We start from the raw sequence: 24,433 nt of genomic DNA, 5'->3' as shown, positions 1-24,433 counted from the left end.
ATGCAAAACCCAATGGTGCTCCGTCCTGTTGTTCTGAGTCTGGTGCTTGCCGTAAGCGGCTGCGCCCTTGTACCAAGTAAGCCGCTGGTTGAAGGTGCTACCACCGCCCAGCCGGTGCCCGGTCCTGCTCCTGCGATCAATGGGTCCATTTTCCAGACAGCACAGCCGATGAACTACGGTTATCAGCCGCTGTTTGAAGACCGCCGTCCGCGTAATATCGGCGACACCCTGACCATCCAGCTTCAGGAAAACGTTAGCGCCAGTAAAAGTTCCTCTGCGAATGCCAGCCGCGACGGTAAATCGGCGCTTGGCTTTGATACCGTGCCGACCTTCGCCGCCGGGCTGTTGGGCAATGGAAAAGCCGATCTGAATGCCTCCGGCAGCAACGGCTTTAACGGTAAAGGCGGCGCCAACGCCAGCAACACCTTTAGCGGCACCCTGACGGTAACCGTCGACCAGGTGCTGACCAACGGCAACCTGCATGTGGTGGGCGAGAAACAAATAGCCATCAATCAGGGAACAGAATTTATACGCTTCTCAGGCGTAGTGAACCCGCGCACCATCAGCGGCAGCAACACGGTTGCCTCCACCCAGGTGGCGGATGCCCGAATTGAGTATGTCGGTAACGGCTATATTAATGAAGCGCAGAATATGGGCTGGCTGCAGCGCTTCTTCCTTAACGTATCGCCGATGTAAGCGAGGGGTAGCATGATTAAATATTTACTCGGAATGGTCGTCCTGCTGGCGGCAACATACGCCTCTGCAGACCGCATCCGCGACCTGACTACCGTTCAGGGCGTACGTGAAAACTCCCTGATTGGCTACGGCCTGGTGGTGGGACTTGACGGCACGGGCGACCAGACAACGCAGACGCCGTTTACCACCCAGAGCCTTAACAACATGCTCTCCCAGCTGGGTATTACCGTGCCAACCGGCACCAACATGCAGCTGAAGAACGTAGCGGCGGTAATGGTTACCGCTAAATATCCGGCATTTGCGCGCGCGGGGCAAAATATTGATGTTGTCGTTTCCTCTATGGGTAACGCCAAAAGCCTGCGCGGCGGTACGCTGCTGATGACCCCGCTTAAAGGGGTGGATAACCAGGTTTATGCCCTGGCACAGGGCAACGTGCTGGTGGGCGGGGCAGGCGCGGCCGCGGGCGGCAGCAGCGTGCAGGTCAACCAGCTTAACGGCGGACGTATTACCGGCGGGGCGGTTGTTGAGCGCGAGCTGGCCGGAACCTTCGGTAACGGCAATACCCTGAACCTGCAGCTCAATGACGATGACTTCAGCCTGGCTCAGCAAATTACCGACACCATTAACCGTTCCCGCGGCTTCGGCAGCGCAACCGCGCTGGACGGACGCACCATTCAGATCCGCGTGCCAAGCGGCGGTAGCTCGCAGGTGCGCCTCCTGGCGGATATCCAGAACCTGGAAGTGAATATGCCGGTTCAGGATGCTCGCGTGGTGATTAACTCCCGTACCGGGTCGGTGGTGATGAACCGTGAAGTGACGCTGGACAACTGCGCCGTGGCTCAGGGCAACCTGTCGGTAACGGTTAATCGCCAGAACCAGGTCAGCCAGCCGAATACGCCGTTTGGCGGCGGCCAGACCGTGGTGACGCCGCAAACGCAAATCGATCTTCGCCAGAGCGGCGGGGCGGTACAGCGCGTGAATTCCAGCGCAAATCTGAACAACGTAGTGAGAGCGCTGAACGCGCTGGGCGCAACGCCAATCGATCTGATGTCGATTCTGCAATCCATGCAAAGCGCGGGCTGCCTGCGTGCGAAACTGGAAATCATCTGATGCTTAACGATACCCGTTCACTTGCTAATGCGGCTTTTGACGCCAACTCGCTTAATGATTTAAAAGCGAAGGCAGGGAAAGATCCGAGCGGCAACCTGAAAGAAGTTGCCCACCAGGTGGAGGGGATGTTTGTTCAGATGATGTTGAAAAGCATGCGCGAGGCGCTGCCGAAAGACGGTATTTTCAGCAGCGAGTCCACGCGCATGTATACCAGCATGTACGACCAGCAAATAGCCCAGCAGCTCAGTGCTAAAGGGCTGGGGCTGGCCGATGCAATGGTTAAGCAGATGGCCGGTGAGCAGGCGGAACCTTCGGAAATGGCCGGACAGGTGCCGTTAAAGCTCGACCCGCAGACGATAACCAGCTATCAAAATCAGACCCTGACGCAGCTCGTTCGTCAGGCGGTGCCGCGTGCGCCGTCTAATGAAGAGCCGATGAGCGGCGACAGCAAAGACTTCCTCGCCCAGCTCTCGCTTCCGGCGCGCCTGGCAAGTGAGGCGAGCGGCATTCCGCATCACCTGATTCTGGCGCAGGCCGCGCTGGAGTCCGGCTGGGGCCAGCGCCAGATCCGCACCGAGAAAGGCGAGCCGAGCTTTAACCTGTTTGGGGTTAAAGCAACATCGGGCTGGAAAGGGCCGACCACCGAAATTACCACGACCGAGTTTGAAAATGGCGAAGCGAAAAAGGTGAAAGCCAAATTCCGCGTTTACAGCTCTTATCTTGAAGCACTTTCGGACTATGTTGGCCTGCTGAGTAAGAACCCACGCTATGCCGCAGTTGCGAATGCGGTATCGGCAGAGCAGGGCGCACAGGCGCTGCAAAACGCCGGTTATGCCACAGACCCGAACTATGCGCGCAAGCTGACCGGAATGATCCAGCAACTGAAATCCATGAGCGACAAAGTTTCAAAAGCCTACAACACTGATTTGTCAAATTTGTTCTGATTAGACTCAAGTCTGGCCGCCTGCTGCCGATAATCATCAGCAGAACCTTTGACCACACGCTATTAAGGAACCTTCATGTCCAGTAGCCTGATTAACAGCGCCATGAGTGGCCTGAATGCTGCCCAGGCGGCGTTAAGCACCGTGAGTAACAACATTTCTAACTATAATGTTAACGGCTATACCCGTCAGACCACCATCCTCGGGCAAAGCAGCAGCACCCTGGTTAACAATAATACCTATGTAGGTAATGGCGTGTATGTCAGCGGCGTGCAGCGCGAATATGATTCGTTCATCACCAACCAGCTGCGCGCGGCGCAAACGCAGAATAGCGGCCTGGCGACCCAGTACCAGCAGATGTCTAAAATTGACAATATTCTGTCCGGCACCACCAACTCGCTGTCTAAAACCATGCAGGACTTCTTCTCCAGCCTGCAAACGCTGACCAGTAACGCCCAGGATCCTGCGGCTCGTCAGGCGGTTTTGGGCAAAGCAGATGGTCTGGTAAACCAGTTCAAAGTCACCGACCAGTACCTGCGCGATCAGGACAAACAGGTTAACCTCGCCATCAGCAGCAGCGTAGACCAGATAAACACCTACGCTAAACAGATTGCTAACCTGAACGACCAGATCTCTCGTCTTAAAGGCGTTGGCGGCGGTACGGCACCAAACGACCTGTTGGATCAGCGCGATCAGCTGGTGAGCCAGCTCAACCAGGTTGTTGGCGTGGAAGTCAGCGTCCAGGACAGCGGCACTTACAATATTACTATCGCCAACGGCCTGAGCATTGTTCAGGGCACCACGGCGAATCAGCTTGCAGCGGTAAATTCCAGCGCCGATCCTTCCCGCACCACGGTTGCTTTTGTTGACCCGGTTGCAGGCAATATGGAAATTCCGGAAGCACGGATCACGTCCGGCTCTCTGGGCGGAGTTATCGCCTTCCGTAGCCAGGACCTGGACAGCGCACGTAACCGCCTCGGACAGATGGCTCAGGCTTTTGCCAGCGCGTTCAACGCTCAGCACACTCAGGGCTATGATGCCAACGGCGACAAAGGCACCGACCTGTTCACCATCGGCGGCCCTGCCGTACTGAGCAACAGCAAAAATACCGGTTCCGCCCAGCTGACCCCAACGTTTGCCGACAGCACCAAAGTGCAGGCCAGCGATTACAAAATTGAGTTCGTGAATAACGCGTGGCAGGTTACCCGCCTGTCCGATAACGCAACGATTAACCCGGGCTCAGCTACCGCACCAGACGGCAGCGTTAGCCTGAACTTTGATGGCCTGAAAGTCGGCGTTTCCGGCACGCCTGCCGCCAACGATAGCTTTATCGTGAAGCCCGTAGCTAATGTGGTCGGCGGCATGACGCTGGCGATTAAAGACGAAGCGAAACTGGCGCTGGCAGGCGACCCGACTTCCGGTAAGAGCGACAACCGCAATGCGCAGGCGATGCTCGATCTGCAAAACAAGAAGCAGATAGATGGCAATAAAACCTTTAACGATGCTTACGCTACTCTGGTGAGCGACGTGGGTAACAAAACCGCCAGCCTGAAGGTGACCAGCACCACCCAGAATAACGTGGTTACGCAGCTGACCAAGCAGCAGCAGTCTATCTCCGGGGTTAACCTCGACGAAGAGTACGGCAACCTGCAGCGTTATCAGCAATATTACCTGGCTAATGCTCAGGTCTTACAGACTGCGTCATCGCTGTTCGATGCGCTGCTTAATATTCGCTAACGGGGGCTAAAGCAATGCGTATCAGTACCCAAATGATGTATGACCAGAACATGCGCGGCGTCAGCGACGCGCAGAGTTTATGGTTAGGTTACGGCGAACAGATGAGCAGCGGGCTACGCGTCAACAAGCCGTCTGACGACCCTATTGCCGCCTCTCAGGCGGTAGTGCTCTCCCAGGCTCAGGCGCAGAACGATCAGTTCAAGCTGGCGCGTACTTTCGCCAACCAGAAAGTGTCTCTTGAAGAGAGCGTGCTGCAACAGGCGACGACTTCAATTGTGAGCGCCCAGGAAAGGATCGTTAATGCCGGTAACAGCGGCACGTTAAGCGATGACGACCGTGCGTCTCTGGCGACCGACCTTGAAGGTATTCGTAATCAGCTGATGAACCTTGCCAACAGTACCGACGGCAACGGTCGCTTTATTTTCGCCGGTTATAAAACCGAAGCGGAGCCTTTCACCGGAGCCGCCGGAAGCGTGACCTATAAAGGCGGAACGATCCCGATTACTCAGCAGGTTGATAGCGCACGTAATATGACTATTGGGCATACCGGTGATGAAGTCTTTAACCGTATTTCCAGCAACGCCACTCCTGAGCCGGACGGGTCACCGAGTGAAACCAACCTGTTTAATATGCTGGACTCCGCTATTAAGGCATTGAAAACGCCTGCGGCAGGGCTGGATGCTGCAGGGAAAAAAACGCTTGATGATGTGGTAGCCAAAACCAACCGTGGCCTGGGTAACGCACTAAGCAACGTCTCTACCGTGCGTGCGGAGCTGGGTACTCAGCTTAACGAGTTAAGCAAGCTTGACGATTTAGGCAATGAACGTGCGCTGGGGCAGACTGACCAGATGAGCCAGCTGGTAGGGGCGGACTGGACTTCCACCGTTTCTAACTATGTTCAGCAGCAGGCCGCCTTACAGGCAGCTTATAAAACCTTTAGCGATATGCAGGGCATGTCTCTGTTCCAGCTAAATAGCCGATAAGTTTTACGATTTGGGCGCGCCATGAAACTGGGTGCGCCTTCTCTGCCCGCTTCCGCACCCCGGAGCGGGCTTTTTTTTTATCTTGAAGGCCGGTTACCAGCCGCAGACGTCGTGCTCATTTTCCGTATCGTAGGCGCGTACGGTATTCACCAGATCCTTTACGACCTCGGCGGCAACGTCCGGTATCAGCAGCGTCATCGGCGCTTCTGTCTCGTAATCTACGGAAACGCCGTTGCTGTTGTTGGTCACGGTGACGGTATAAGTTGCCTTGCCCATGATTAGCCCTTATGAGTATTGACGACTTTACCCAGGCCTGCGCCTTCCAGGGCCGCATCCGGCGCGGCGAAAAAGTCGATATTGAAATAAGTGTCTTCGGTTAACAGTTCAATGCGATGCCATTTCTGCGGCGGGGAAATGCCGAAGGTTCCTGCCTCAATGACGATTTCCATATCCGGCTGCGTAGCTTCTGCGTCCGGGAAACCGAAATATTTCACCGCGCCTTTCATCACCGAGAGCCTGCCAGAGACGCCAGCTTTTGTGTTGTGGTGGGTGAACAGCGCCTGAGGGGCGGTGTCTTTAGTCCAGAATGGCGTGGAGCGGGTGTGAAGATAGCTTTGCGGGATAATGTTCATATTCATTCCTCTGACTACATAGACCGGAGTACATCCGGGGACACGAAGAAATCGATGTTAAACAGCGCATCGTCGGTCATCAGCTCGATGTGATGCCACTTTTCCGGTGGAAACACGCCGAAATGCCCGGCGTTAATAATCAGTTCCGTTTCCGGCTCGGGAGCGTGTTCATCGGCGAAGCCCAGGTAGCGAACTTGCCCGCGCATCACGCTGAGGCGAGGGTAGACGCCCTGGCGGGTGCCTTTATCGAGATGGCGCTGAAACAGCCCGGCGGGCGCGGTGTCTTTGTCCCAGAAGGGGGAGGAGCGGGTATGGATGCAGTTTGGTGGAATTCGCAGCATGAGATTTTCTCCTCATCTTGTGCTGCAGGTATTAAATCACGCGGGCGGAAAGCGGGTTTGACATAAAGTGCATTTTAAATGCATCTTTAATGGGTAGAAGATTACTCCCTTTTAATTAGCCCACTACAGGCAATAAAAAAGCCGGTCATTTGACCGGCTTTTGGCATTACGCTTGAGGGTTACTCGGCGCTTTGCGGGCGAGTAGCCGGGGCGGTTGCCTGGTGGCTGGCGCTGTGGCCGCCGGCAGAACCTTTACCGCTGAACTCGAAGTCAGGGCGAACCCAGTCGCTCTGGCGTGGCGCTTCAGGCGTATAGTCCGGAGCCGGCGCGCGGGTCATTGGAGAAGACGCCACGACAGCAGCAACAGCAGGTTCAGCCTTCACGACAGGCTTAGCCGGTGCAGCTTCTACAGTCGGTTTGGCTTCTTCAACTACCGCGGTCGGAGCTTCAACAACGGGCTCAACTACGGCTTCCTGAACGGCCGCCGGGGCTGGTTCAGCAACTTCCGCCGCCTGAGAGACTACAGGCTCAGCTTCTTCCTGTACGGGTTCAGCCTGCTCAACAATCTCTTCGACTACGGTTTCGTCTTCGGCAGCAATCAGCTGTGGCTGTTCGGTTACCGGGGCTTCAATCACTTCCGGGTGAGAGGTTTCAACCGGTGCGCTTTCAACCACGACTTCTTCAGCTTTAACAGGTTCTACAACCTGAACTTCAGCCACCGGAGCTGCCGCTTCGGCTACCGGAGTGTACGGAGCGTCTTCATGAGCCTGGAAGACTTCATCCTGAGCGACCTGGTCCTGCGGGCGGGCAATCGGATAAGTGATAAACACTTTGCCGGAAGCCAGCTCAGGAGAGGCACAGGCGCTTGCCAGCGGCATTGGAGACACTGCCGGGTAGCGCTCGTCACGGTAGCGGCGACGGCGCTGGCCGCTCACGCGCAGGTGACGAGGGGAACGGCGTGAACGGCGCGGCATGCCGGCAGTTTCACGATTATCCGCGCTGTCATCCTGCTGTTCGGCAGAAACTGGAGCGTCAACCACGGCCGGAAGCGGGATAGTTGCCAGTTCGGTGCTCGCCTCTTGAACCTTAGCTTCTTCCGCTGCCGGAGCGACTTCGGATTCAAAGCGTACTTTCTGGGTCAACTGGCGCGGTTTGCGACGCTGCATCACCTGGGTACGTTCTTCCTGCTCGGCTTCAGGCTCGACGGCAACGTCGCGCTGCAACTCTTTCACTTCCTGCTGTGCCTGACGCTTATCGTCAGAACGGCGGCGGTTGCGTTCGCGGCGTGGCTGCTGTTCGTCACGGGACTTCGGCTGCTTCTCGGTTTCTTCCACCGCGCTTACGTTCTGGCGAACTTCACGGGTTTCCGCATTCTGCTGCTGTCCGTTACGGCGGTTACGGCGGTTATCATCACGGCCTTCACGCGGCTCGCGAGCTTCACGCCCTTCGCTGTTGCGGTTATCACGGCCTTCACGGTTATCGCGATCGCGGTTGTTACGGTCGCCACGCTCATTACGCTCATTACGCTCGCCGCGGTCACGGCGGTTGTTATTCTGGCGACGGTTGTTGCGGCGATCCTGACGCTGGGCATCGGTCGCTGCGGTTTTCTCTTCTTCTTTAACTTCTTTTACCGGGGCTGCGGTTTCATCACCGGCAAACAGTTTTTTCAGCGCGGAGAAGAAGCGGCTAACCAGGCCTGGCTGAGCTTCAGCATTGGCTTTCGGCTGAGCGGCTGGTGCGGCCTTCACGGCAGCGGCTGGTTTAGCCGCAGCGGATTCTTCCGGCACCGGCGGAACTTCTGGCATCACGAAGGTTGCCAGAGCAGGCTGTTCAGGGCGTTTACGCTCGGCGAACTCTTCTTCGGACGGCATCGCCATCTCTTCTTCATGCAGCTTAGGCAGCATGTAGCTGAGGGTATGAGTCTCTTCGCCTTTGCGCACGCGCAGTACGGAATAGTGCGGAGTTTCCATCTGGTCGTTTGGCACGATGATGGCTTTCACGCCACCCTGGCGTTTTTCAATCGCGCTTACCGCATCACGTTTTTCGTTCAGCAGGTAAGAGGCAATCGGCACGGGCACGATGGCGTGAACTTCTTTGGTGTTCTCCTTCAGCGCTTCTTCTTCAATCAGACGCAGGATGGAGAGCGACAGAGATTCGTTATCGCGAACGGTGCCGGTACCGCTACAGCGCGGGCAGACGTGGTGGCTGGACTCGCCCAGCGACGGGCTAAGGCGCTGACGCGACATTTCCAGCAGGCCAAAACGAGAGATATGGCTTATCTGGATACGCGCTCTGTCCTGGCGAACGGCTTCACGCAGGCGGTTTTCAACCGCACGCTGGTGGCGAACCGGCGTCATGTCGATGAAGTCGATAACGATCAGGCCACCGAGGTCGCGCAGGCGCAGCTGGCGAGCAATTTCATCGGCTGCTTCAAGGTTGGTATTGAACGCAGTTTCTTCGATATCGCCGCCGCGGGTTGCTCGCGCGGAGTTGATGTCGATGGCGGTCAGCGCTTCGGTAGAGTCGATAACAATCGACCCGCCGGACGGCAGACGGACTTCACGCTGGAAGGCGGACTCAATCTGCGACTCAATCTGATAGTGGCTGAACAGCGGGATTTCACCGGTGTAGAGCTTAATTTTGCTGCTGAAATCCGGACGACCCAGCGCGGCGATGTGCTGGCGGGCCAGTTCGAGGACTTTCGGGTTATCGATCAGGATTTCGCCGATGTCCTGGCGCAGATAGTCGCGGAAGGCGCGAACAATAACGTTGCTTTCCTGGTGGATCAGGAACGGAGCAGGGCGGTTTTCTGCCGCTTTCTTGATAGCTTCCCAGTGCTTCAGGCGGAAGCTCAGGTCCCACTGCAGCGCTTCGGCGGATTTACCCACGCCGGCGGTACGCACGATAAGACCCATGCCGTCCGGCAGTTCCAGCGAGGAGAGGGCTTCTTTTAATTCGGTACGGTCGTCACCTTCGATACGCCGTGAAATACCGCCGGCACGAGGGTTGTTTGGCATCAGAACCAGGTAGCTACCCGCGAGGCTGATAAAGGTGGTTAATGCCGCGCCTTTATTGCCGCGCTCTTCTTTATCAATCTGAACAATAACTTCCTGGCCTTCACGCAGCACGTCTTTAATATTCGGACGGCCATGAGAGGAATAGTTGGACGGGAAGTATTCGCGAGCGATTTCTTTCAGAGGAAGGAAACCGTGTCTTTCTGCGCCGTAATCAACAAACGCCGCTTCCAGACTTGGTTCAATACGGGTGATTTTGCCTTTATAGATGTTCGCTTTTTTCTGTTCGTGTCCAGGGCTTTCGATATCCAGATCGTACAGACGCTGCCCATCTACAAGGGCGACACGCAACTCTTCTTGCTGAGTTGCGTTGATTAGCATTCTTTTCATCGTAACTTACTCATTATTCTTACATTGGCGACAGAGCTGCGGACATGGTAACGCTAACCGGGAGTGAACCGATGGCCTCGTGACTAAACGCGTAGTCGCCAACCTCACGGTTGTCGCTGGCTGAGAGGCGCAAAGTGTCGGTTGCCTGTATTTCATACGGGAACACAGCGCAATTATCGTGGGAATAACCTCAGAATATTTCTTAAAAGTTGATTCCATTTTACCGGTCAGGCTGCAACCCGCAGCCCGCTAACTGCCTGAAAGTACAATACGTCTTACGCCATTGCTGCGTGGATGAACGTTCAGGCAAAATTGGTCTTTCCGCAAATTTTCTTGTTCTAACAAGTTTCAACACGGAAAACGGCAACATTATTCCACTGCTACGCTTGTTATAGCAAGATGACTTTTGCTATTAGTGCCCTGTTTCTTACAGTTTTTTAACCCACGTTTTGACTCTGGTACGGCTGACGAGGCAAACGCTGGCGCAAACGGTTTAAAACAGGACAGATTGTCAGTTAAGCACATAAAAATGAGTGGCGCTACGCGCGTGGGCTATTTAGAATCGCCGACCATGAAAACAGAGACTCCTTCAGTAAAAATCGTTGCTATTTCCGCCGATGAGGCCGGGCAACGTATCGATAACTTTTTGCTCGCCCGCCTGAAAGGCGTGCCAAAAAGTATGATTTATCGCATCGTGCGTAAAGGTGAGGTGCGGGTAAACAAAAAACGCATCAAGCCCGAGTACAAACTTGAAGCCGGTGACGAAGTGCGTATCCCGCCGGTGCGCGTGGCCGAGCGTGAAGAAGAGGCCGTTTCCCCGCATCTGCAAAAAGTGGCGGCGCTGACCGATGCCATCCTTTACGAAGATGACCATATTCTCGTGCTCAACAAACCGTCCGGCACCGCAGTACACGGCGGCAGCGGCCTGAGCTTTGGCGTTATTGAAGGGCTGCGCGCCCTGCGCCCGGAAGCCCGCTTCCTCGAGCTGGTGCACCGCCTTGACCGCGATACATCCGGCGTTCTGCTGGTCGCCAAAAAACGCTCTGCGCTGCGCTCTTTGCATGAGCAATTGCGTGAGAAGGGGATGCAGAAAGACTATCTGGCGCTGGTTCGCGGGCAGTGGCAGTCCCACGTTAAAGCCGTGCAGGCTCCGCTGCTGAAAAATATTCTGCAAAGCGGCGAGCGCATTGTGCGGGTGAACAGCGAGGGGAAACCTTCAGAAACGCGCTTTAAAGTAGAAGAGCGCTATGAGTTCGCGACCCTGATGCGCTGTAGCCCGATTACCGGCCGTACCCATCAGATCCGCGTCCACACGCTGCACGCCGGGCATCCTATTGCCTTTGACGATCGCTACGGCGACCGTGAGTTTGATAAACAGCTGGCGGGAACCGGCCTTAACCGTCTATTCCTGCACGCCGCCGCGCTGAAGTTTACCCATCCGAACACCGGCGAGGTGATTCGCATTGAGGCGCCGCTGGACGACCAGCTTAAGCGCTGCCTCTCGGTATTACGCAACGCTAAGTAAAGTTTAACGCTCCGCCCCGGCGGAGCGTTTTTGTTTAAGCCAGCAGAGGGTTACAGCCTTCGTTGCGCAGCATTTCGCACAGGCTAATCAGCGGCAGGCCAATTAAAGTATTCGGATCTTTTCCCTCAAGCCGGTTAAACAGCGTAATACCCAGCCCTTCGCTCTTAAAGCTCCCGGCGCACTGCAGCGGCTGCTCTTTTTGCACGTAGCGGCGAATTTCTTCTTCACTCAGATGGCGAAAATGGACGTCGAAGGGTTCGCACAGGGTTTGCAACTGACCGTTCTGCGAATTATAAAGCGCCAGCCCGGTATAAAAGGTCACAATAGTGCCGCGCGCCTGCAATAATTGCTGAACGGCATTCTCTTCGGTGTGCGGTTTTCCGGCAATTTGATTATTCAGTACACAAACCTGATCGGAGCCGATAATAAGATGCTCAGGGTAATGTTCTTTTAATGCCTGGGCTTTGGCCTGTGCCAGGCGTGTGACCAACTGCCGTGCATCTTCGCCCGGGCGTGGCGTTTCATCGACCTGCGGAGCGGCGGCAATAAAAGGCAGGCCCAGTTTCTCCAGCAGGCTGCGGCGGAACGGGGAAGTGGACGCGAGAACAATCGGTTTCATATTTTTATCATTAAAGATAGCGAATTGGATAAAGGCATTTTAAACTGTGTCGCCGCAATGTGTGCGAATAAATGGCAAAAGGCGCTGTTCCCAGGCCTTTTTCTTTGACTCTATGACGTTACAAAGTTAATATGCGCGCCCTATGCAAAAGGTAAAATTACCCCTGACTCTTGATCCGGTTCGTACGGCTCAAAAACGCCTTGATTATGAGGGAGTGTATGCTTCCGATCAGGTTGAGCGTATTGCCGCATCTGTAGTCAGTGTGGACAGTGATGTAGAATGCTCCATGAGATTCGCTATCGATAACCAGCGCCTCGCGGTAATAACCGGTGATGCAAAGGTGACGGTAACGCTCGAATGCCAGCGTTGCGGGAAACCGTTTGTGCGTCATGTTCACACAACATATTGTTTCAGTCCGGTTCGCTCCGACGAACAGGCTGAGGCACTCCCGGAAGCGTATGAGCCGATTGAGGTTAACGAATTCGGTGAAATCGATCTGCGGGCGCTGGTAGAAGATGAAGTTATCCTCTCCTTGCCTGTAGTTCCGGTGCATGATTCTGAACACTGTGAAGTGTCCGAGGCGGACATGGTCTTTGGCAAACTGCCTGAAGAGGCGGAGAAACCAAACCCATTTGCCGTATTAGCCAGTTTAAAGCGTAAGTAATTGAGGAGTAAGGTCCATGGCCGTACAACAGAATAAACCAACCCGTTCCAAACGTGGCATGCGTCGTTCCCATGACGCGCTGACCACCACCACCCTGTCCGTGGACAAAGTTTCTGGCGAAACTCATCTGCGTCACCACATCACTGCCGACGGTTTCTACCGCGGCCGTAAGGTTATCGCTAAGTAATCTGGCGCAACCTTGAGACGTCTAACCCTAGCGTTAGATGCCATGGGTGGGGACTTCGGTCCTTCCGTGACAGTGCCTGCAGCTTTGCAGGCACTGGACTCTGACTCTTCGCTAAACCTTCTTTTAGTCGGCAATCCCGACGCAATCACGCCATTACTTGCCAAAGCTGATTTCGAGCAACGCTCACGTCTGCAGATTATCCCTGCGGAATCGGTTATTGCCAGTGATGCCAGACCGTCTCAGGCGATCCGCGCCAGCCGTGGGTCGTCAATGCGTATTGCGCTTGAGCTGGTAAAAGAGGGGCGTGCAGAGGCCTGCGTCAGCGCCGGAAACACCGGCGCGTTGATGGGGCTGGCTAAATTATTGCTCAAGCCGATTGAGGGCATTGAGCGTCCGGCGCTGGTGACGGTATTGCCGCATCAGCAGAAGGGCAAAACGGTGGTGCTCGATCTCGGCGCCAACGTAGACTGCGACAGCACGATGCTGGTCCAGTTTGCCATTATGGGTTCCGTAATGGCCGAAGAAGTGCTCGGCGTAAGTCGGCCGCGCGTGGCGCTGCTGAATATCGGCGAGGAAGAGACCAAGGGGCTGGACAGTATCCGCGATGCCTCAGCATTACTAAAAACAATGCCTTCGATGAACTATATTGGATACCTTGAGGCCAACGAACTGTTGACCGGTAAAACCGATGTTCTGGTTTGTGACGGCTTTGTCGGCAATGTCACACTCAAGACGATGGAAGGTGTTGTCAGGATGTTCCTTTCGCTGCTGAAATCGCAGGGTGAAGGAAAAAAAAGGTCGTGGTGGCTGATAATATTGAAGAAATGGCTACAAAAACGCCTGATAAGGCGATTCAGTCACCTCAACCCCGACCAGTACAATGGCGCCTGTCTGTTAGGATTGCGCGGCACGGTGATTAAGAGCCACGGTGCGGCCAATCAGCGAGCGTTTGCTGTCGCGATTGAACAGGCAGTGCAGGCGGTGCGGCGGCAAGTTCCCACCAGAATTGCTGCCCGCCTGGAATCTGTATTACCCAAGAGTGATAGAGCGTAAATGCATACGAAGATTATTGGTACCGGCAGCTACCTGCCTGAACAAGTGCGTACTAACGCTGACCTTGAAAAAATGGTGGATACCTCTGACGAGTGGATCGTCACCCGTACCGGTATCCGTGAGCGCCATATCGCCGGGCCTGATGAAACCGTGTCAACCATGGGTTACGCAGCCGCTACCCGTGCGCTGGAAATGGCCGGCATTGATAAAAATGACATCGGCTTAATCGTCGTTGCCACGACTTCGTCAACGCATGCTTTCCCGAGCGCGGCCTGCCAGATTCAGGCGATGCTGGGCATTAAAGGCTGCCCGGCATTTGACGTAGCCGCCGCCTGCGCGGGCTTTACCTACGCGCTGAGCGTTGCCGATCAGTATGTTAAATCTGGCGCGGTAAAAAATGCTCTGGTGATCGGCGCTGACGTGCTGGCGCGCACCTGCGATCCGACCGATCGCGGCACAATTATTATTTTTGGTGACGGGGCCGGTGCTGTGGTACTGGGCGCGTCCGAAGAGCAGGGCATCATCTCTACCCATCTGCATGCGGACGGGAGTTATGGTGAGCTGCTGACTCTGCCGAATGCCGATCGCGTGAATCCTGAGAATTCAATTCACCTGACGATGGCCGGTAATGAAGTCTTTAAAGTCGCGGTGACCGAACTGGCTCACATTGTTGACGAAACCCTGGAAGCGAACAATCTCGATCGCTCAGCCCTCGACTGGCTGGTGCCGCACCAGGCTAACCTGCGTATCATCAGCGCAACCGCGAAAAAGCTCGGTATGCCGATGGATAACGTGGTGGTTACCCTGGACAGACACGGCAATACCTCTGCCGCGTCGGTTCCGGCCGCGCTGGATGAAGCAGTGCGTGACGGTCGTATCAAGCGTGGCCAACTGGTACTGCTTGAGGCGTTCGGCGGCGGCTTTACCTGGGGTTCAGCTCTGGTTCGTTTTTGATTAAAGGAATTTTCAACATGACGCAATTCGCTTTTGTTTTCCCGGGACAAGGCTCCCAGTCTGTTGGCATGCTGGCTGAACTTGCCGCCGCTAATCCGGTGATTGAAGCTACTTTCCGCGAAGCTTCCGACGCGCTGGGCTATGACCTGTGGGCGTTGGCTCAGCAGGGCCCGGCCGAAGAGCTGAACAAAACCTGGCAGACTCAGCCTGCGCTGCTGACCGCTTCAGTTGCCTTATGGCGTCTGTGGCAGCAGCAGGGTGGTAAAAGCCCTGTTCTGCTGGCGGGCCATAGCCTGGGTGAATACTCCGCGCTGGTGTGTGCCGGTGTGATTAATTTCGCCGATGCCGTTCGCCTGGTCGAACTGCGCGGTAAACTGATGCAGGATGCCGTGCCTGAAGGCACCGGCGCTATGTCCGCCATTATCGGTCTTGACGACGCCTCCATCGCGAAAGCGTGTGAAGAAGCGGCGCAGGGGCAGGTTGTTTCTCCGGTGAACTTTAACTCGCCTGGTCAGGTTGTGATTGCCGGTAACAAAGAAGCCGTAGAGCGTGCGGGTGCTGCCTGTAAAGCCGCGGGCGCGAAACGTGCTCTGCCGCTGCCGGTTAGCGTGCCGTCTCACTGCGCGCTGATGAAGCCTGCTGCTGACAAACTGGCGGTTGCGCTGGAAGAGATTACGTTTAATGCACCGACAGTTCCGGTAGTAAACAACGTCGATGTAAAATGTGAAACTTCGCCGGAAGCTATCCGTAGCGCGCTGGTTCGCCAGCTCTACAGCCCGGTGCAGTGGACGAAGTCAGTAGAATTTATGGCGGCGCAGGGCGTATCTCAGCTGCTGGAAGTCGGTCCGGGTAAAGTGCTGACCGGCCTGACTAAGCGCATTGTTGACACCATGACGGCGACGGCGATTAACGAGCCGGCTACGCTGTCAGCGGCGCTTGAACAATAAAACGAGGAAGACCATGAGTTTTGAAGGAAAAATTGCGCTGGTAACCGGCGCAAGCCGCGGTATCGGCCGCGCTATCGCTGAGACCTTAGTGGCTCGCGGCGCAAAAGTTATCGGTACTGCGACCAGCGAAAGCGGCGCGCAGGCTATCAGTGACTATCTGGGCGCGAACGGTAAAGGTTTCATGCTCAACGTGACCGACTCGGCTTCTATCGACTCGGTGCTCGGCAGCATTCGTGCAGAGTTTGGCGAAGTGGACATTCTGGTCAACAATGCCGGGATCACTCGTGATAACTTGCTGATGCGCATGAAAGATGACGAGTGGAACGATATTATCGAAACCAACCTGTCATCTGTTTTCCGTCTGTCAAAAGCGGTAATGCGAGCTATGATGAAAAAGCGTCATGGGCGTATTATCACTATCGGTTCTGTGGTTGGTACCATGGGAAATGCTGGTCAGGCTAACTACGCTGCGGCGAAGGCTGGTTTGATTGGCTTCAGTAAATCACTGGCGCGCGAAGTTGCGTCGCGTGGTATTACTGTAAACGTTGTTGCTCCGGGCTTTATTGAAACGGACATGACGCGTGCGCTCTCTGATGAACAGCGTGCGGGTATTCTGGCACAGGTTCCTGCGGGTCGCTTAGGCGACGCAAAAGAAATTGCCAGTGCTGTAGCATTCTTAGCCTCTGACGAAGCCGGGTACATCTCTGGTGAGACCCTGCACGTCAACGGCGGAATGTACATGGTTTAATCACGGTGAAAAATATTTGCGTTATTTGGGCGAATGCCCGCAAAATAGCGTAAAATCGTGGTAAGACCTGCCGGGATTTGGTTGCATCTTTTTCAACATTTTATACACTACGAAAACCATCGCGAAAGCGAGTTTTGATAGGAAATTTAAGAGTATGAGCACTATCGAAGAACGCGTTAAGAAAATCATTGGCGAACAACTGGGCGTTAAGCAGGAAGAAGTTACCAACTCCGCTTCCTTCGTTGAGGACCTGGGCGCTGATTCTCTTGACACCGTTGAGCTGGTAATGGCTCTGGAAGAAGAGTTTGATACTGAGATTCCGGACGAAGAAGCTGAGAAAATTACTACCGTTCAGGCTGCCATTGATTACATCAACGGTCACCAGGCGTAAGTGAACATCTCCAGGCGGTCATTCGACCGCCTGAGTTTTATCTGAATTGTCCCACTAGTATATTTTCCCTCCCTGGAGGACAAACGTGTCTAAGCGTCGTGTAGTTGTGACCGGACTGGGCATGTTGTCTCCTGTCGGCAATACCGTAGAGTCTACCTGGAAAGCTCTCCTTGCCGGTCAGAGTGGCATCAGCCTGATCGACCATTTCGATACTAGCGCCTATGCAACGAAATTTGCTGGCTTAGTAAAGGATTTTAACTGTGAAGACATTATCTCGCGCAAAGATCAGCGCAAGATGGATGAATTCATTCAATATGGAATTGTTGCTGGCGTTCAGGCCATGCAGGATTCTGGTCTGGAAGTAACGGAAGAAAATGCGACTCGTATCGGCGCTGCTATCGGCTCTGGTATTGGTGGCCTGACTCTTATTGAAGAAAACCACGCGTCGTTAGTTAACGGTGGCCCTCGTAAGATCAGCCCGTTCTTCGTACCCTCAACCATCGTCAACATGGTGGCAGGTCACCTGACCATTATGCTGGGGCTGCGTGGTCCGAGTATTTCCATTGCCACCGCTTGTACCTCCGGTGTGCATAACATTGGTCATGCTGCTCGCATTATCGCCTACGGTGATGCTGATGCGATGTTGGCCGGTGGCGCTGAAAAAGCCAGTAGCCCGCTGGGCGTTGGTGGCTTCGGTGCAGCTCGCGCACTGTCTACCCGTAACGATAACCCGCAAGCGGCAAGCCGCCCGTGGGATAAAGATCGTGACGGTTTCGTACTCGGCGACGGCGCAGGCGTTATCGTGCTGGAAGAGTATGAGCACGCGAAGAAACGCGGCGCGAAAATTTATGCGGAAGTGGTCGGTTTTGGTATGAGCAGCGATGCCTACCATATGACTTCTCCGCCGGAAAACGGTGCAGGTGCCGCGCTGGCGATGGAAAACGCGCTGCGTGATGCCGGGATCTCCGCAGGGCAGGTTGGCTACGTCAACGCCCACGGAACCTCAACACCTGCTGGCGACAAAGCCGAAACTCAGGCGGTTAAGTCTATCTTTGGTGCAGATGCCGGCCGCGTGCTGGTCAGCTCCACCAAATCGATGACCGGCCACCTGTTGGGCGCGGCGGGCGCGGTAGAGTCAATTTACTCTATCCTTGCTCTGCGCGACCAGGCGGTACCGCCAACCATCAACCTCGATAACCCGGATGAAGGCTGCGACCTGGACTTTGTTCCACACGAAGCTCGTCAGGTTAGCGGTATGGAATACACGCTGTGTAACTCCTTCGGTTTTGGTGGCACCAACGGTTCTCTGATCTTCAAAAAGGTCTGACCGTCGCTTAAAAATGGCCCGCTTGCGGGCCATTTTGTTGTTCAGAATTCCCCTCTTGTCGCACGCTCATCCCTCTGGCAACCTTAATCATCCGCATCCCGAGGAATCCCTATGTACCTTATCAATGGTCAATGGCAGGACACGCTGCCGGTAAACGACCGGGCGGTTCAGTTTGGCGACGGCTGCTTTACCACGGCCTGCATTACCGACGGCGGCGTTCGTTTTCTGGAAGATCATCTGCGTAGACTGCGGCAGGGCTGCGAGACGTTGATGATTGGTCCGCTGGACTGGCAGCTGCTTGCGGATGAGATGAAACAGCTGGCCGCGGCCGAGAAGAAAGCGGTTCTTAAAGTCATTATCTCTCGCGGCGCGGGTGGGCGCGGCTACAGTGCGGCAAATTGTACCCAGCCAACGCGTATACTTTCCGTTTCGCCTTATCCTGATTTTTACATTGCCTGGCGCGAGCAGGGTGTCACCCTTGCGCTTAGCCCCGTGCGGCTGGGGCTGAACCCGACGCTTGCCGGTATTAAGCACCTTAATCGCCTTGAGCAGGTATTAATCCGCACGCATCTTGAACAGACGGACGCCCAGGAAGCCCTGGTTCTTGACAGCGAAGGGAGCCTGGTGGAATGCTGTGCGGCTAATTTATTCTGGCGTAAAGGCAGCAATGTCTACACGCCGCGTATCGACAGGGCGGGCGTCAACGGCACGATGCGGCAGCGCATTATTTCGCTGCTCGAGGGTTCACCCTGGCAACTTCAGCAAGTTATTGAAGCGCCGGAAACCCTGGCCGATGCGGATGAAATTATTATTTGTAATGCGTTGATGCCGGTTATTCCGGTGAACCAGGCCGAAGCCTGGCACTATACATCACGCGAGCTTTATCATTTTTTAGCCCCACTTTGTGAGTAGCCGATTACCGATGAAAAAGATGTTTCGTTTCTTTCTTGTTTTGCTGATTATTCTGGGCGTTGCGGCCGGGGCAGGCGTGTGGAAGGTCAGCCAGCTGGCGAAAACACCGCTGCCGATTAAACAGGAAACTATATTCACCCTGAAACAGGGCACCGGGCGCCTGGCGCTGGGAACCCAGCTTTACGACGAGAAGCTCATCACCCGCCCGCGAGTCTTCCAGTGGCTGCTGCGCGTGAAGCCCGAGCTGGCGAAATTTAAGGCCGGGACTTACCGCTTTACGCCGGGGATGACGGTCAGCGATATGCTGGAGCTGCTTGCCAGCGGAAAAGAAGCGCAATTCCCGCTGCGTCTCGTTGAGGGGATGCGCCTGAGCGACCTGCTGGAACAGCTGCGCGAGGCACCATTCGTCCAGCACATTCTGAAAGATGACAGCTATGCCACGGTGGCGGAAACGCTGAAGTTTGAGCACCCCGAATGGGTGGAAGGCTGGTTCTACCCTGATACGTGGATGTACACCGCCAACACGACCGATGTGGCGCTGCTCAAACGCGTACATCAAAAAATGGTAAAAGCGGTGGCGCAGGCCTGGGAGAGTAAGATCGACGGCCTGCCGTATAAAACCGAAAACGATCTGGTCACCATGGCTTCGATCATTGAAAAAGAGACCGCGGTGGCCAGCGAGCGCGACCAGGTTGCTTCGGTATTTATCAACCGCCTGCGGATCGGCATGCGCCTGCAAACCGACCCAACCGTTATCTACGGGATGGGAGAAAGTTATAATGGTAAGCTGACGCGCAAAGATCTGGAAACGCCGACGCCATACAATACTTATGTGATTAGCGGCATGCCGCCGGGGCCTATTGCTATCCCGAGCGAGGCTTCGCTTCAGGCCGCCGCGCACCCGGCTAAAACGCCGTACCTTTATTTTGTTGCCGACGGTAAAGGCGGGCACACTTTTAGCACCAATCTCGCCAGCCATAACAAGGCGGTGCAGGTTTATATCAAAGCACTCAAGGATAAGAATGGACAGTAAATTTATCGTCATCGAAGGGCTTGAAGGAGCGGGTAAAACCAACGCCCATAACGTTGTGGTGGCGACCTTAAAAGAGCTTGGTATCAGCGACCTTACCTTTACCCGCGAGCCGGGCGGCACGCCGCTGGCCGAACGCCTGCGCGAGCTGACGCTCAATAACGCCGGTATCGGTGATGAAAAGGTTACCGACAAGGCCGAGGTGCTGATGTTTTACGCCGCCCGCATCCAGCTGGTAGAGACGGTTATCAAGCCCGCCCTGGCTCGTGGAAGCTGGGTGATTGGCGACAGGCATGACCTGTCTACCCAGGCTTATCAGGGCGGCGGCCGTCAAATCGACCAAAGTCTGCTGATGGCGCTGCGCAACACGGTGCTGGGCGACTTTTACCCCGACCTGACTATTTATCTCGACGTGACCCCGGAAGTCGGGCTGACCCGCGCCCGCGCCCGCGGCGAGCTGGATCGCATCGAACAGGAGTCTATCGACTTCTTCAACCGCACCCGCGCCCGCTATCTTGAGCTGGCGGGCAGCGATTCTCGTATTAAAACCATCGACGCCACTCGCCCGCTGGATGATGTCTCCCTTGCGGTGCGTGAAGCGGTACTGAGCTGGTATCGGGAGCAGGCAGAGTGAAATGGTATCCGTGGCTACGCGGCGCTTTTGAGCAGCTAATCGGCCAGTATCAGGCAGGCCGCGGACATCATGCCCTCATGGTTCACGCTTTGCCAGGCCTTGGCGATGACGCCCTGGTTTACGCAATCTGCCGCTGGCTGATGTGCCAGACCCCGGAAGGCAGCAAAAGCTGCGGACGCTGCCACAGTTGCCAGCTGATGCAGGCCGGAACGCACCCGGACAGCTACACCCTGCAGGTAGAAAAAGGGAAATCAAGCCTGGGTGTCGATGCGGTTCGTGAGATAACCGAAAAGCTTTATACCCATGCGCAGCAGGGCGGGGCGAAGGTTGTCTGGCTGAAAGATGCTGACATGCTGACCGAGGCCGCCGCCAACGCCCTGCTGAAAACCCTTGAAGAACCCCCGGCTAACACCTGGTTTTTCCTCAGCAGCCGCGAACCGGCCCATCTGCCTGCCACGCTGCGTAGCCGCTGTCTCTACTGGCACCTTGCGCCCCCGGACGAGAGCTTTGCTCTGGCCTGGCTGGCGCGGGAAACGAGCCAGGGCCAGGCTGAACTTCAGGCGGCCCTGCGGCTTAGTTCCGGGGCGCCCGCAGCGGCTCTCGAGCTGTTACAGCCCGAGCAATGGAAACTTCGCCAACAGCTGTGCGATAAGCTGGGCCAGGCCGGTGCCGCCGGTAATCTGCTTGCGCTGCTGCCCGCGCTCAACCATGAGGATGCCTCCCGCCGCGTTCACTGGCTTTGCGCCCTGCTAGTTGATGCCCTGAAATGGCAGCAGGGAGCCGGAAACTGGCTCACCAATGTCGATATGCAGCCGCTGGTGGCGGCTCTGGCATCGCGGCATTCGCCTGCGGTTTTACAAAGCGTGCTGCACCACTGGTTTACCTGCCGCGAAGCGTTGCTTAACGTGGTAGGCGTTAACCGCGAGCTGCTGCTCACCGAAAGTCTTCTTACTTGGGAGCGCCTGTCTCGTCCCGGCGCGATGCTCCCCTCACATCATCTCTAAGAGTATTGCTATGTTCCTGGTTGACTCACACTGCCATCTCGATGGCCTCGACTATCAAACCCTGCACAAAAACGTTGATGACGTTCTGGAAAAGGCCGCCGCGCGGGATGTTAAATTTTTTCTCGCCGTAGCGACCACGCTTGATGGCTATCGCGGCATGCGCGAACTGGTTGGGGAGCGCGACAATGTGGCTTTCTCCTGCGGCGTGCATCCGCTTAACCAGGATGAAGAATATAACGTAGATGAGCTGCGTCGCCTGGCCGCAGAACCCGGCGTTGTGGCGATGGGTGAAACCGGGCTGGACTATTTTTACACGCCGGAAACTAAAGAGCGCCAGCAGGAGTCTTTCCGCAACCACATCCGCATTGGCCGCGAGCTGAACAAGCCGGTTATCGTCCATACCCGCGATGCGCGCGCCGACACGCTCGCCATCCTGCAGGAAGAAAAAGTGACAGAGTGCGGTGGGGTACTACACTGTTTCACGGAAGACAGAGAAACTGCGGGCAAACTGCTGGATATGGGGTTTTATATTTCGTTCTCCGGCATCGTGACCTTCCGTAATGCTGAGCAACTGCGCGATGCGGCTCGTTACGTGCCGCTGGACAGAATGCTGGTGGAAACCGACTCGCCGTATCTCGCGCCGGTTCCGCATCGCGGCAAGGAAAACCAGCCTGGAATGACGCGCGACGTTGCCGAGTACATGGCCGTTTTAAAAGGCGTTTCGCTGGAAGAGCTGGCGGCAACGACCACGCAAAACTTTGCTGATTTGTTCCATATTCCCTTGTCCCGCCTGCAATCTCTCTGAAATCCATAGTTATTTTAAAGCTCGTAATTAATACACGAAGCGAGTAAAGTGCACCGCCACAAAAGGGGCGGTGTACGCCCTTTTTGAACTGTTTGTGTACGCTTTATGTAAATTACTGAAAGTTTTTCGCTCGGCTGGCTGAGAAACGTGATAGCCGTCAAACAAAGTTTTAGTTATTTATTTTACTCTTCGTAATAATTAAAAGGGCACTTAGATGTCCTGTTGATGAGCCGGTTCTCCCCCCGGTTCGATGCGTAAATGCGTACAAAAAAAGCACAAATACTCAGGAGCACTCTCAATTATGTTTAAGAATGCATTTGCTAACCTGCAAAAGGTGGGTAAATCGCTGATGCTGCCAGTATCCGTACTGCCTATCGCAGGTATCCTGCTGGGCGTCGGGTCTGCAAACTTCAGCTGGCTGCCGGTCGTCGTATCCCACGTTATGGCGGAGGCGGGCGGTTCGGTCTTCGCCAACATGCCGCTGATCTTTGCTATCGGTGTTGCGCTGGGCTTCACTAACAACGACGGCGTTTCCGCACTGGCTTCGGTCGTTGCCTATGGCATCATGGTGAAAACCATGGCCGTGGTTGCGCCTCTGGTACTGCACCTGCCTGCGGAAGAAATTGCCGCTAAACACCTGGCGGATACCGGCGTTCTCGGCGGTATTATCTCCGGTGCTATCGCAGCGTACATGTTTAACCGCTTCTACCGCATCAAGCTGCCTGAGTATCTGGGCTTCTTCGCCGGTAAGCGCTTTGTGCCTATCATTTCTGGTCTGGCCGCTATCTTCACCGGTATCGTGCTGTCCTTCATCTGGCCACCAATCGGGACGGCTATCCAGACCTTCTCCCAGTGGGCTGCTTACCAGAACCCGGTTGTAGCATTCGGTATCTATGGCTTCATCGAGCGTTGCCTGGTACCGTTTGGTCTGCACCACATCTGGAACGTTCCATTCCAGATGCAGATTGGTGAATTCACCAACTCTGCGGGCCAGGTATTCCACGGTGATATCCCTCGCTACATGGCAGGCGACCCAACCGCAGGTAAACTGTCCGGTGGCTTCCTGTTCAAAATGTACGGCCTGCCGGCTGCTGCGATTGCTATCTGGCACTCTGCTAAACCAGAGAACCGTGCAAAAGTGGGCGGTATCATGATCTCCGCCGCGCTGACTTCGTTCCTGACCGGTATCACCGAGCCAATCGAATTCTCCTTCATGTTCGTGGCGCCGATCCTGTACGTTATCCACGCGATTCTGGCTGGCCTGGCATTCCCAATCTGTATTCTGCTGGGTATGCGTGACGGAACTTCCTTCTCACACGGTTTGATTGACTTCATCGTGCTGAGCGGTAACAGCAGCAAGCTGTGGCTGTTCCCAATCGTCGGTATCTGCTACGCGATTGTGTACTACACCATTTTCCGCGTACTGATTAAGGCGCTGGATCTGAAAACCCCGGGTCGTGAAGACGCCACCGCAGAAAGCACCGCTGGCGTGACCAGCGAAATGGCTCCTGCTCTGGTTAACGCTTTCGGCGGTAAAGAAAACATCACTAACCTCGACGCCTGTATTACCCGTCTGCGTGTTAGCGTGGCCGACGTTGCCAAAGTCGACCAGGCTGGCCTGAAGAAATTGGGTGCAGCAGGTGTGGTTGTCGCAGGTTCCGGCGTTCAGGCTATTTTCGGCACCAAGTCCGATAACCTGAAAACCGAAATGGATGAGTGGATCCGTAACAACTAAGTTTGTTCGGGGAGCGATAAGGGAGGCGAAAGCCTCCCTTTTTTGTTGCTTACA

The 24,433-nt window shown here is 55.4% G+C and carries 25 protein-coding genes; 20 read left to right on the top strand and 5 right to left on the bottom strand.

What is annotated here, in order from left to right:
- The 5 genes from FOC35_RS00605 to flgL all read left to right on the top strand — a co-directional run bounded on the left by FOC35_RS00605 (position 1) and on the right by flgL (position 5,467).
- The gene (locus FOC35_RS00605) at positions 1 to 696 is read left to right on the top strand and encodes a flagellar basal body L-ring protein FlgH (RefSeq protein WP_115586290.1); all 696 of its coding nucleotides are present in this window, start codon (positions 1 to 3) and stop codon (positions 694 to 696) included.
- A gap of 12 nt (positions 697 to 708) precedes the next feature.
- Positions 709 to 1,806 carry a flagellar basal body P-ring protein FlgI gene (locus tag FOC35_RS00600; protein WP_016535844.1) on the top strand — a complete coding sequence of 366 codons (1,098 nt, stop codon included), beginning with the start codon at positions 709 to 711 and terminating at the stop codon, positions 1,804 to 1,806.
- On the top strand, positions 1,806 to 2,750 hold the full coding sequence (gene flgJ / locus FOC35_RS00595) for a flagellar assembly peptidoglycan hydrolase FlgJ (protein WP_016535845.1): 945 nt from the start codon (positions 1,806 to 1,808) through the stop codon (positions 2,748 to 2,750). Before FOC35_RS00600 ends, flgJ begins: the two co-directional genes overlap by 1 nt.
- A gap of 75 nt (positions 2,751 to 2,825) precedes the next feature.
- On the top strand, positions 2,826 to 4,484 hold the full coding sequence (gene flgK / locus FOC35_RS00590) for a flagellar hook-associated protein FlgK (protein WP_172567840.1): 1,659 nt from the start codon (positions 2,826 to 2,828) through the stop codon (positions 4,482 to 4,484).
- Positions 4,485 to 4,498: 14 nt separating this feature from the next.
- Positions 4,499 to 5,467, top strand: a complete 969-nt coding sequence (gene flgL / locus FOC35_RS00585; RefSeq protein ID WP_172567839.1) for a flagellar hook-associated protein FlgL — start codon at positions 4,499 to 4,501, stop codon at positions 5,465 to 5,467.
- A 93-nt stretch (positions 5,468 to 5,560) separates the two neighbouring features.
- Here the strand turns inward: flgL and FOC35_RS00580 are convergent, their stop codons facing one another.
- The 4 genes from FOC35_RS00580 to rne all read right to left on the bottom strand — a co-directional run bounded on the left by FOC35_RS00580 (position 5,561) and on the right by rne (position 9,844).
- On the bottom strand, positions 5,561 to 5,743 hold the full coding sequence (locus FOC35_RS00580) for a DUF1869 domain-containing protein (RefSeq protein WP_016535848.1): 183 nt from the start codon (positions 5,741 to 5,743) through the stop codon (positions 5,561 to 5,563).
- A 2-nt stretch (positions 5,744 to 5,745) separates the two neighbouring features.
- On the bottom strand, positions 5,746 to 6,099 hold the full coding sequence (locus FOC35_RS00575) for a DUF1971 domain-containing protein (RefSeq protein ID WP_172567838.1): 354 nt from the start codon (positions 6,097 to 6,099) through the stop codon (positions 5,746 to 5,748).
- Positions 6,100 to 6,113: 14 nt separating this feature from the next.
- Positions 6,114 to 6,440 carry a DUF1971 domain-containing protein gene (locus tag FOC35_RS00570; RefSeq protein ID WP_016535850.1) on the bottom strand — a complete coding sequence of 109 codons (327 nt, stop codon included), beginning with the start codon at positions 6,438 to 6,440 and terminating at the stop codon, positions 6,114 to 6,116.
- 179 nt (positions 6,441 to 6,619) lie between these two features.
- Positions 6,620 to 9,844, bottom strand: a complete 3,225-nt coding sequence (gene rne / locus FOC35_RS00565; protein ID WP_172567837.1) for a ribonuclease E — start codon at positions 9,842 to 9,844, stop codon at positions 6,620 to 6,622.
- 571 nt (positions 9,845 to 10,415) lie between these two features.
- On the opposite strand from rne, the gene rluC reads away from it, so the two are divergent.
- Complete coding sequence (rluC, locus tag FOC35_RS00560; RefSeq protein WP_172567836.1) at positions 10,416 to 11,369, top strand: 23S rRNA pseudouridine(955/2504/2580) synthase RluC; 954 nt, start codon at positions 10,416 to 10,418, stop codon at positions 11,367 to 11,369.
- A 34-nt stretch (positions 11,370 to 11,403) separates the two neighbouring features.
- On the opposite strand, the gene FOC35_RS00555 is transcribed toward rluC, so the two are convergent.
- Positions 11,404 to 11,988: a nucleoside triphosphate pyrophosphatase gene (locus FOC35_RS00555; RefSeq protein ID WP_172567835.1), complete on the bottom strand. Its 585-nt coding sequence runs from the start codon at positions 11,986 to 11,988 to the stop codon at positions 11,404 to 11,406.
- Between the two features lie 142 nt (positions 11,989 to 12,130).
- On the opposite strand from FOC35_RS00555, the gene yceD reads away from it, so the two are divergent.
- The 14 genes from yceD (at position 12,131) to ptsG (ending at position 24,379) form a co-directional block, all read left to right on the top strand.
- On the top strand, positions 12,131 to 12,652 hold the full coding sequence (gene yceD / locus FOC35_RS00550) for a 23S rRNA accumulation protein YceD (RefSeq protein ID WP_016535855.1): 522 nt from the start codon (positions 12,131 to 12,133) through the stop codon (positions 12,650 to 12,652).
- A gap of 16 nt (positions 12,653 to 12,668) precedes the next feature.
- Positions 12,669 to 12,839 carry a 50S ribosomal protein L32 gene (rpmF, locus tag FOC35_RS00545; RefSeq protein ID WP_016535856.1) on the top strand — a complete coding sequence of 57 codons (171 nt, stop codon included), beginning with the start codon at positions 12,669 to 12,671 and terminating at the stop codon, positions 12,837 to 12,839.
- Positions 12,840 to 12,851: 12 nt separating this feature from the next.
- The gene (gene plsX, locus FOC35_RS00540) at positions 12,852 to 13,892 is read left to right on the top strand and encodes a phosphate acyltransferase PlsX (RefSeq protein ID WP_172567834.1); all 1,041 of its coding nucleotides are present in this window, start codon (positions 12,852 to 12,854) and stop codon (positions 13,890 to 13,892) included.
- Positions 13,893 to 14,846, top strand: a complete 954-nt coding sequence (locus FOC35_RS00535) for a beta-ketoacyl-ACP synthase III (RefSeq protein ID WP_016535858.1) — start codon at positions 13,893 to 13,895, stop codon at positions 14,844 to 14,846.
- A gap of 17 nt (positions 14,847 to 14,863) precedes the next feature.
- Complete coding sequence (gene fabD, locus FOC35_RS00530) at positions 14,864 to 15,793, top strand: ACP S-malonyltransferase (RefSeq protein ID WP_172567833.1); 930 nt, start codon at positions 14,864 to 14,866, stop codon at positions 15,791 to 15,793.
- Positions 15,794 to 15,806: 13 nt separating this feature from the next.
- Positions 15,807 to 16,541, top strand: coding sequence for a 3-oxoacyl-ACP reductase FabG (fabG, locus tag FOC35_RS00525; protein WP_016535860.1), 735 nt, complete (start codon positions 15,807 to 15,809; stop codon positions 16,539 to 16,541).
- Between the two features lie 154 nt (positions 16,542 to 16,695).
- Positions 16,696 to 16,932 (top strand): acyl carrier protein, encoded by a 237-nt coding sequence (acpP, locus tag FOC35_RS00520; protein WP_016535861.1) that lies wholly within the window; start codon positions 16,696 to 16,698, stop codon positions 16,930 to 16,932.
- Between the two features lie 85 nt (positions 16,933 to 17,017).
- Positions 17,018 to 18,259, top strand: coding sequence for a beta-ketoacyl-ACP synthase II (gene fabF, locus FOC35_RS00515; RefSeq protein ID WP_039898088.1), 1,242 nt, complete (start codon positions 17,018 to 17,020; stop codon positions 18,257 to 18,259).
- A 111-nt stretch (positions 18,260 to 18,370) separates the two neighbouring features.
- Complete coding sequence (pabC, locus tag FOC35_RS00510) at positions 18,371 to 19,171, top strand: aminodeoxychorismate lyase (protein ID WP_172567832.1); 801 nt, start codon at positions 18,371 to 18,373, stop codon at positions 19,169 to 19,171.
- A 10-nt stretch (positions 19,172 to 19,181) separates the two neighbouring features.
- Positions 19,182 to 20,204, top strand: coding sequence for a cell division protein YceG (gene yceG, locus FOC35_RS00505; protein WP_172567831.1), 1,023 nt, complete (start codon positions 19,182 to 19,184; stop codon positions 20,202 to 20,204).
- Positions 20,194 to 20,835, top strand: coding sequence for a dTMP kinase (tmk, locus tag FOC35_RS00500; RefSeq protein WP_172567830.1), 642 nt, complete (start codon positions 20,194 to 20,196; stop codon positions 20,833 to 20,835). The genes yceG and tmk overlap by 11 nt, the downstream gene beginning before the upstream one ends.
- Complete coding sequence (gene holB, locus FOC35_RS00495) at positions 20,832 to 21,839, top strand: DNA polymerase III subunit delta' (protein ID WP_172567829.1); 1,008 nt, start codon at positions 20,832 to 20,834, stop codon at positions 21,837 to 21,839. The genes tmk and holB overlap by 4 nt, the downstream gene beginning before the upstream one ends.
- A gap of 10 nt (positions 21,840 to 21,849) precedes the next feature.
- Positions 21,850 to 22,644: a metal-dependent hydrolase gene (locus FOC35_RS00490; protein ID WP_172567828.1), complete on the top strand. Its 795-nt coding sequence runs from the start codon at positions 21,850 to 21,852 to the stop codon at positions 22,642 to 22,644.
- Positions 22,645 to 22,945: 301 nt separating this feature from the next.
- Positions 22,946 to 24,379: a PTS glucose transporter subunit IIBC gene (gene ptsG / locus FOC35_RS00485; RefSeq protein ID WP_016535868.1), complete on the top strand. Its 1,434-nt coding sequence runs from the start codon at positions 22,946 to 22,948 to the stop codon at positions 24,377 to 24,379.
- The last annotated feature ends 54 nt before the right edge of the window (positions 24,380 to 24,433 follow it).

The organism is Cedecea sp. FDAARGOS_727 (assembly GCF_012273235.1).
GTDB classification, from domain to species: domain Bacteria; phylum Pseudomonadota; class Gammaproteobacteria; order Enterobacterales; family Enterobacteriaceae; genus Cedecea; species Cedecea davisae.
This window is presented reverse-complemented; position numbering and strand designations above follow the sequence as displayed.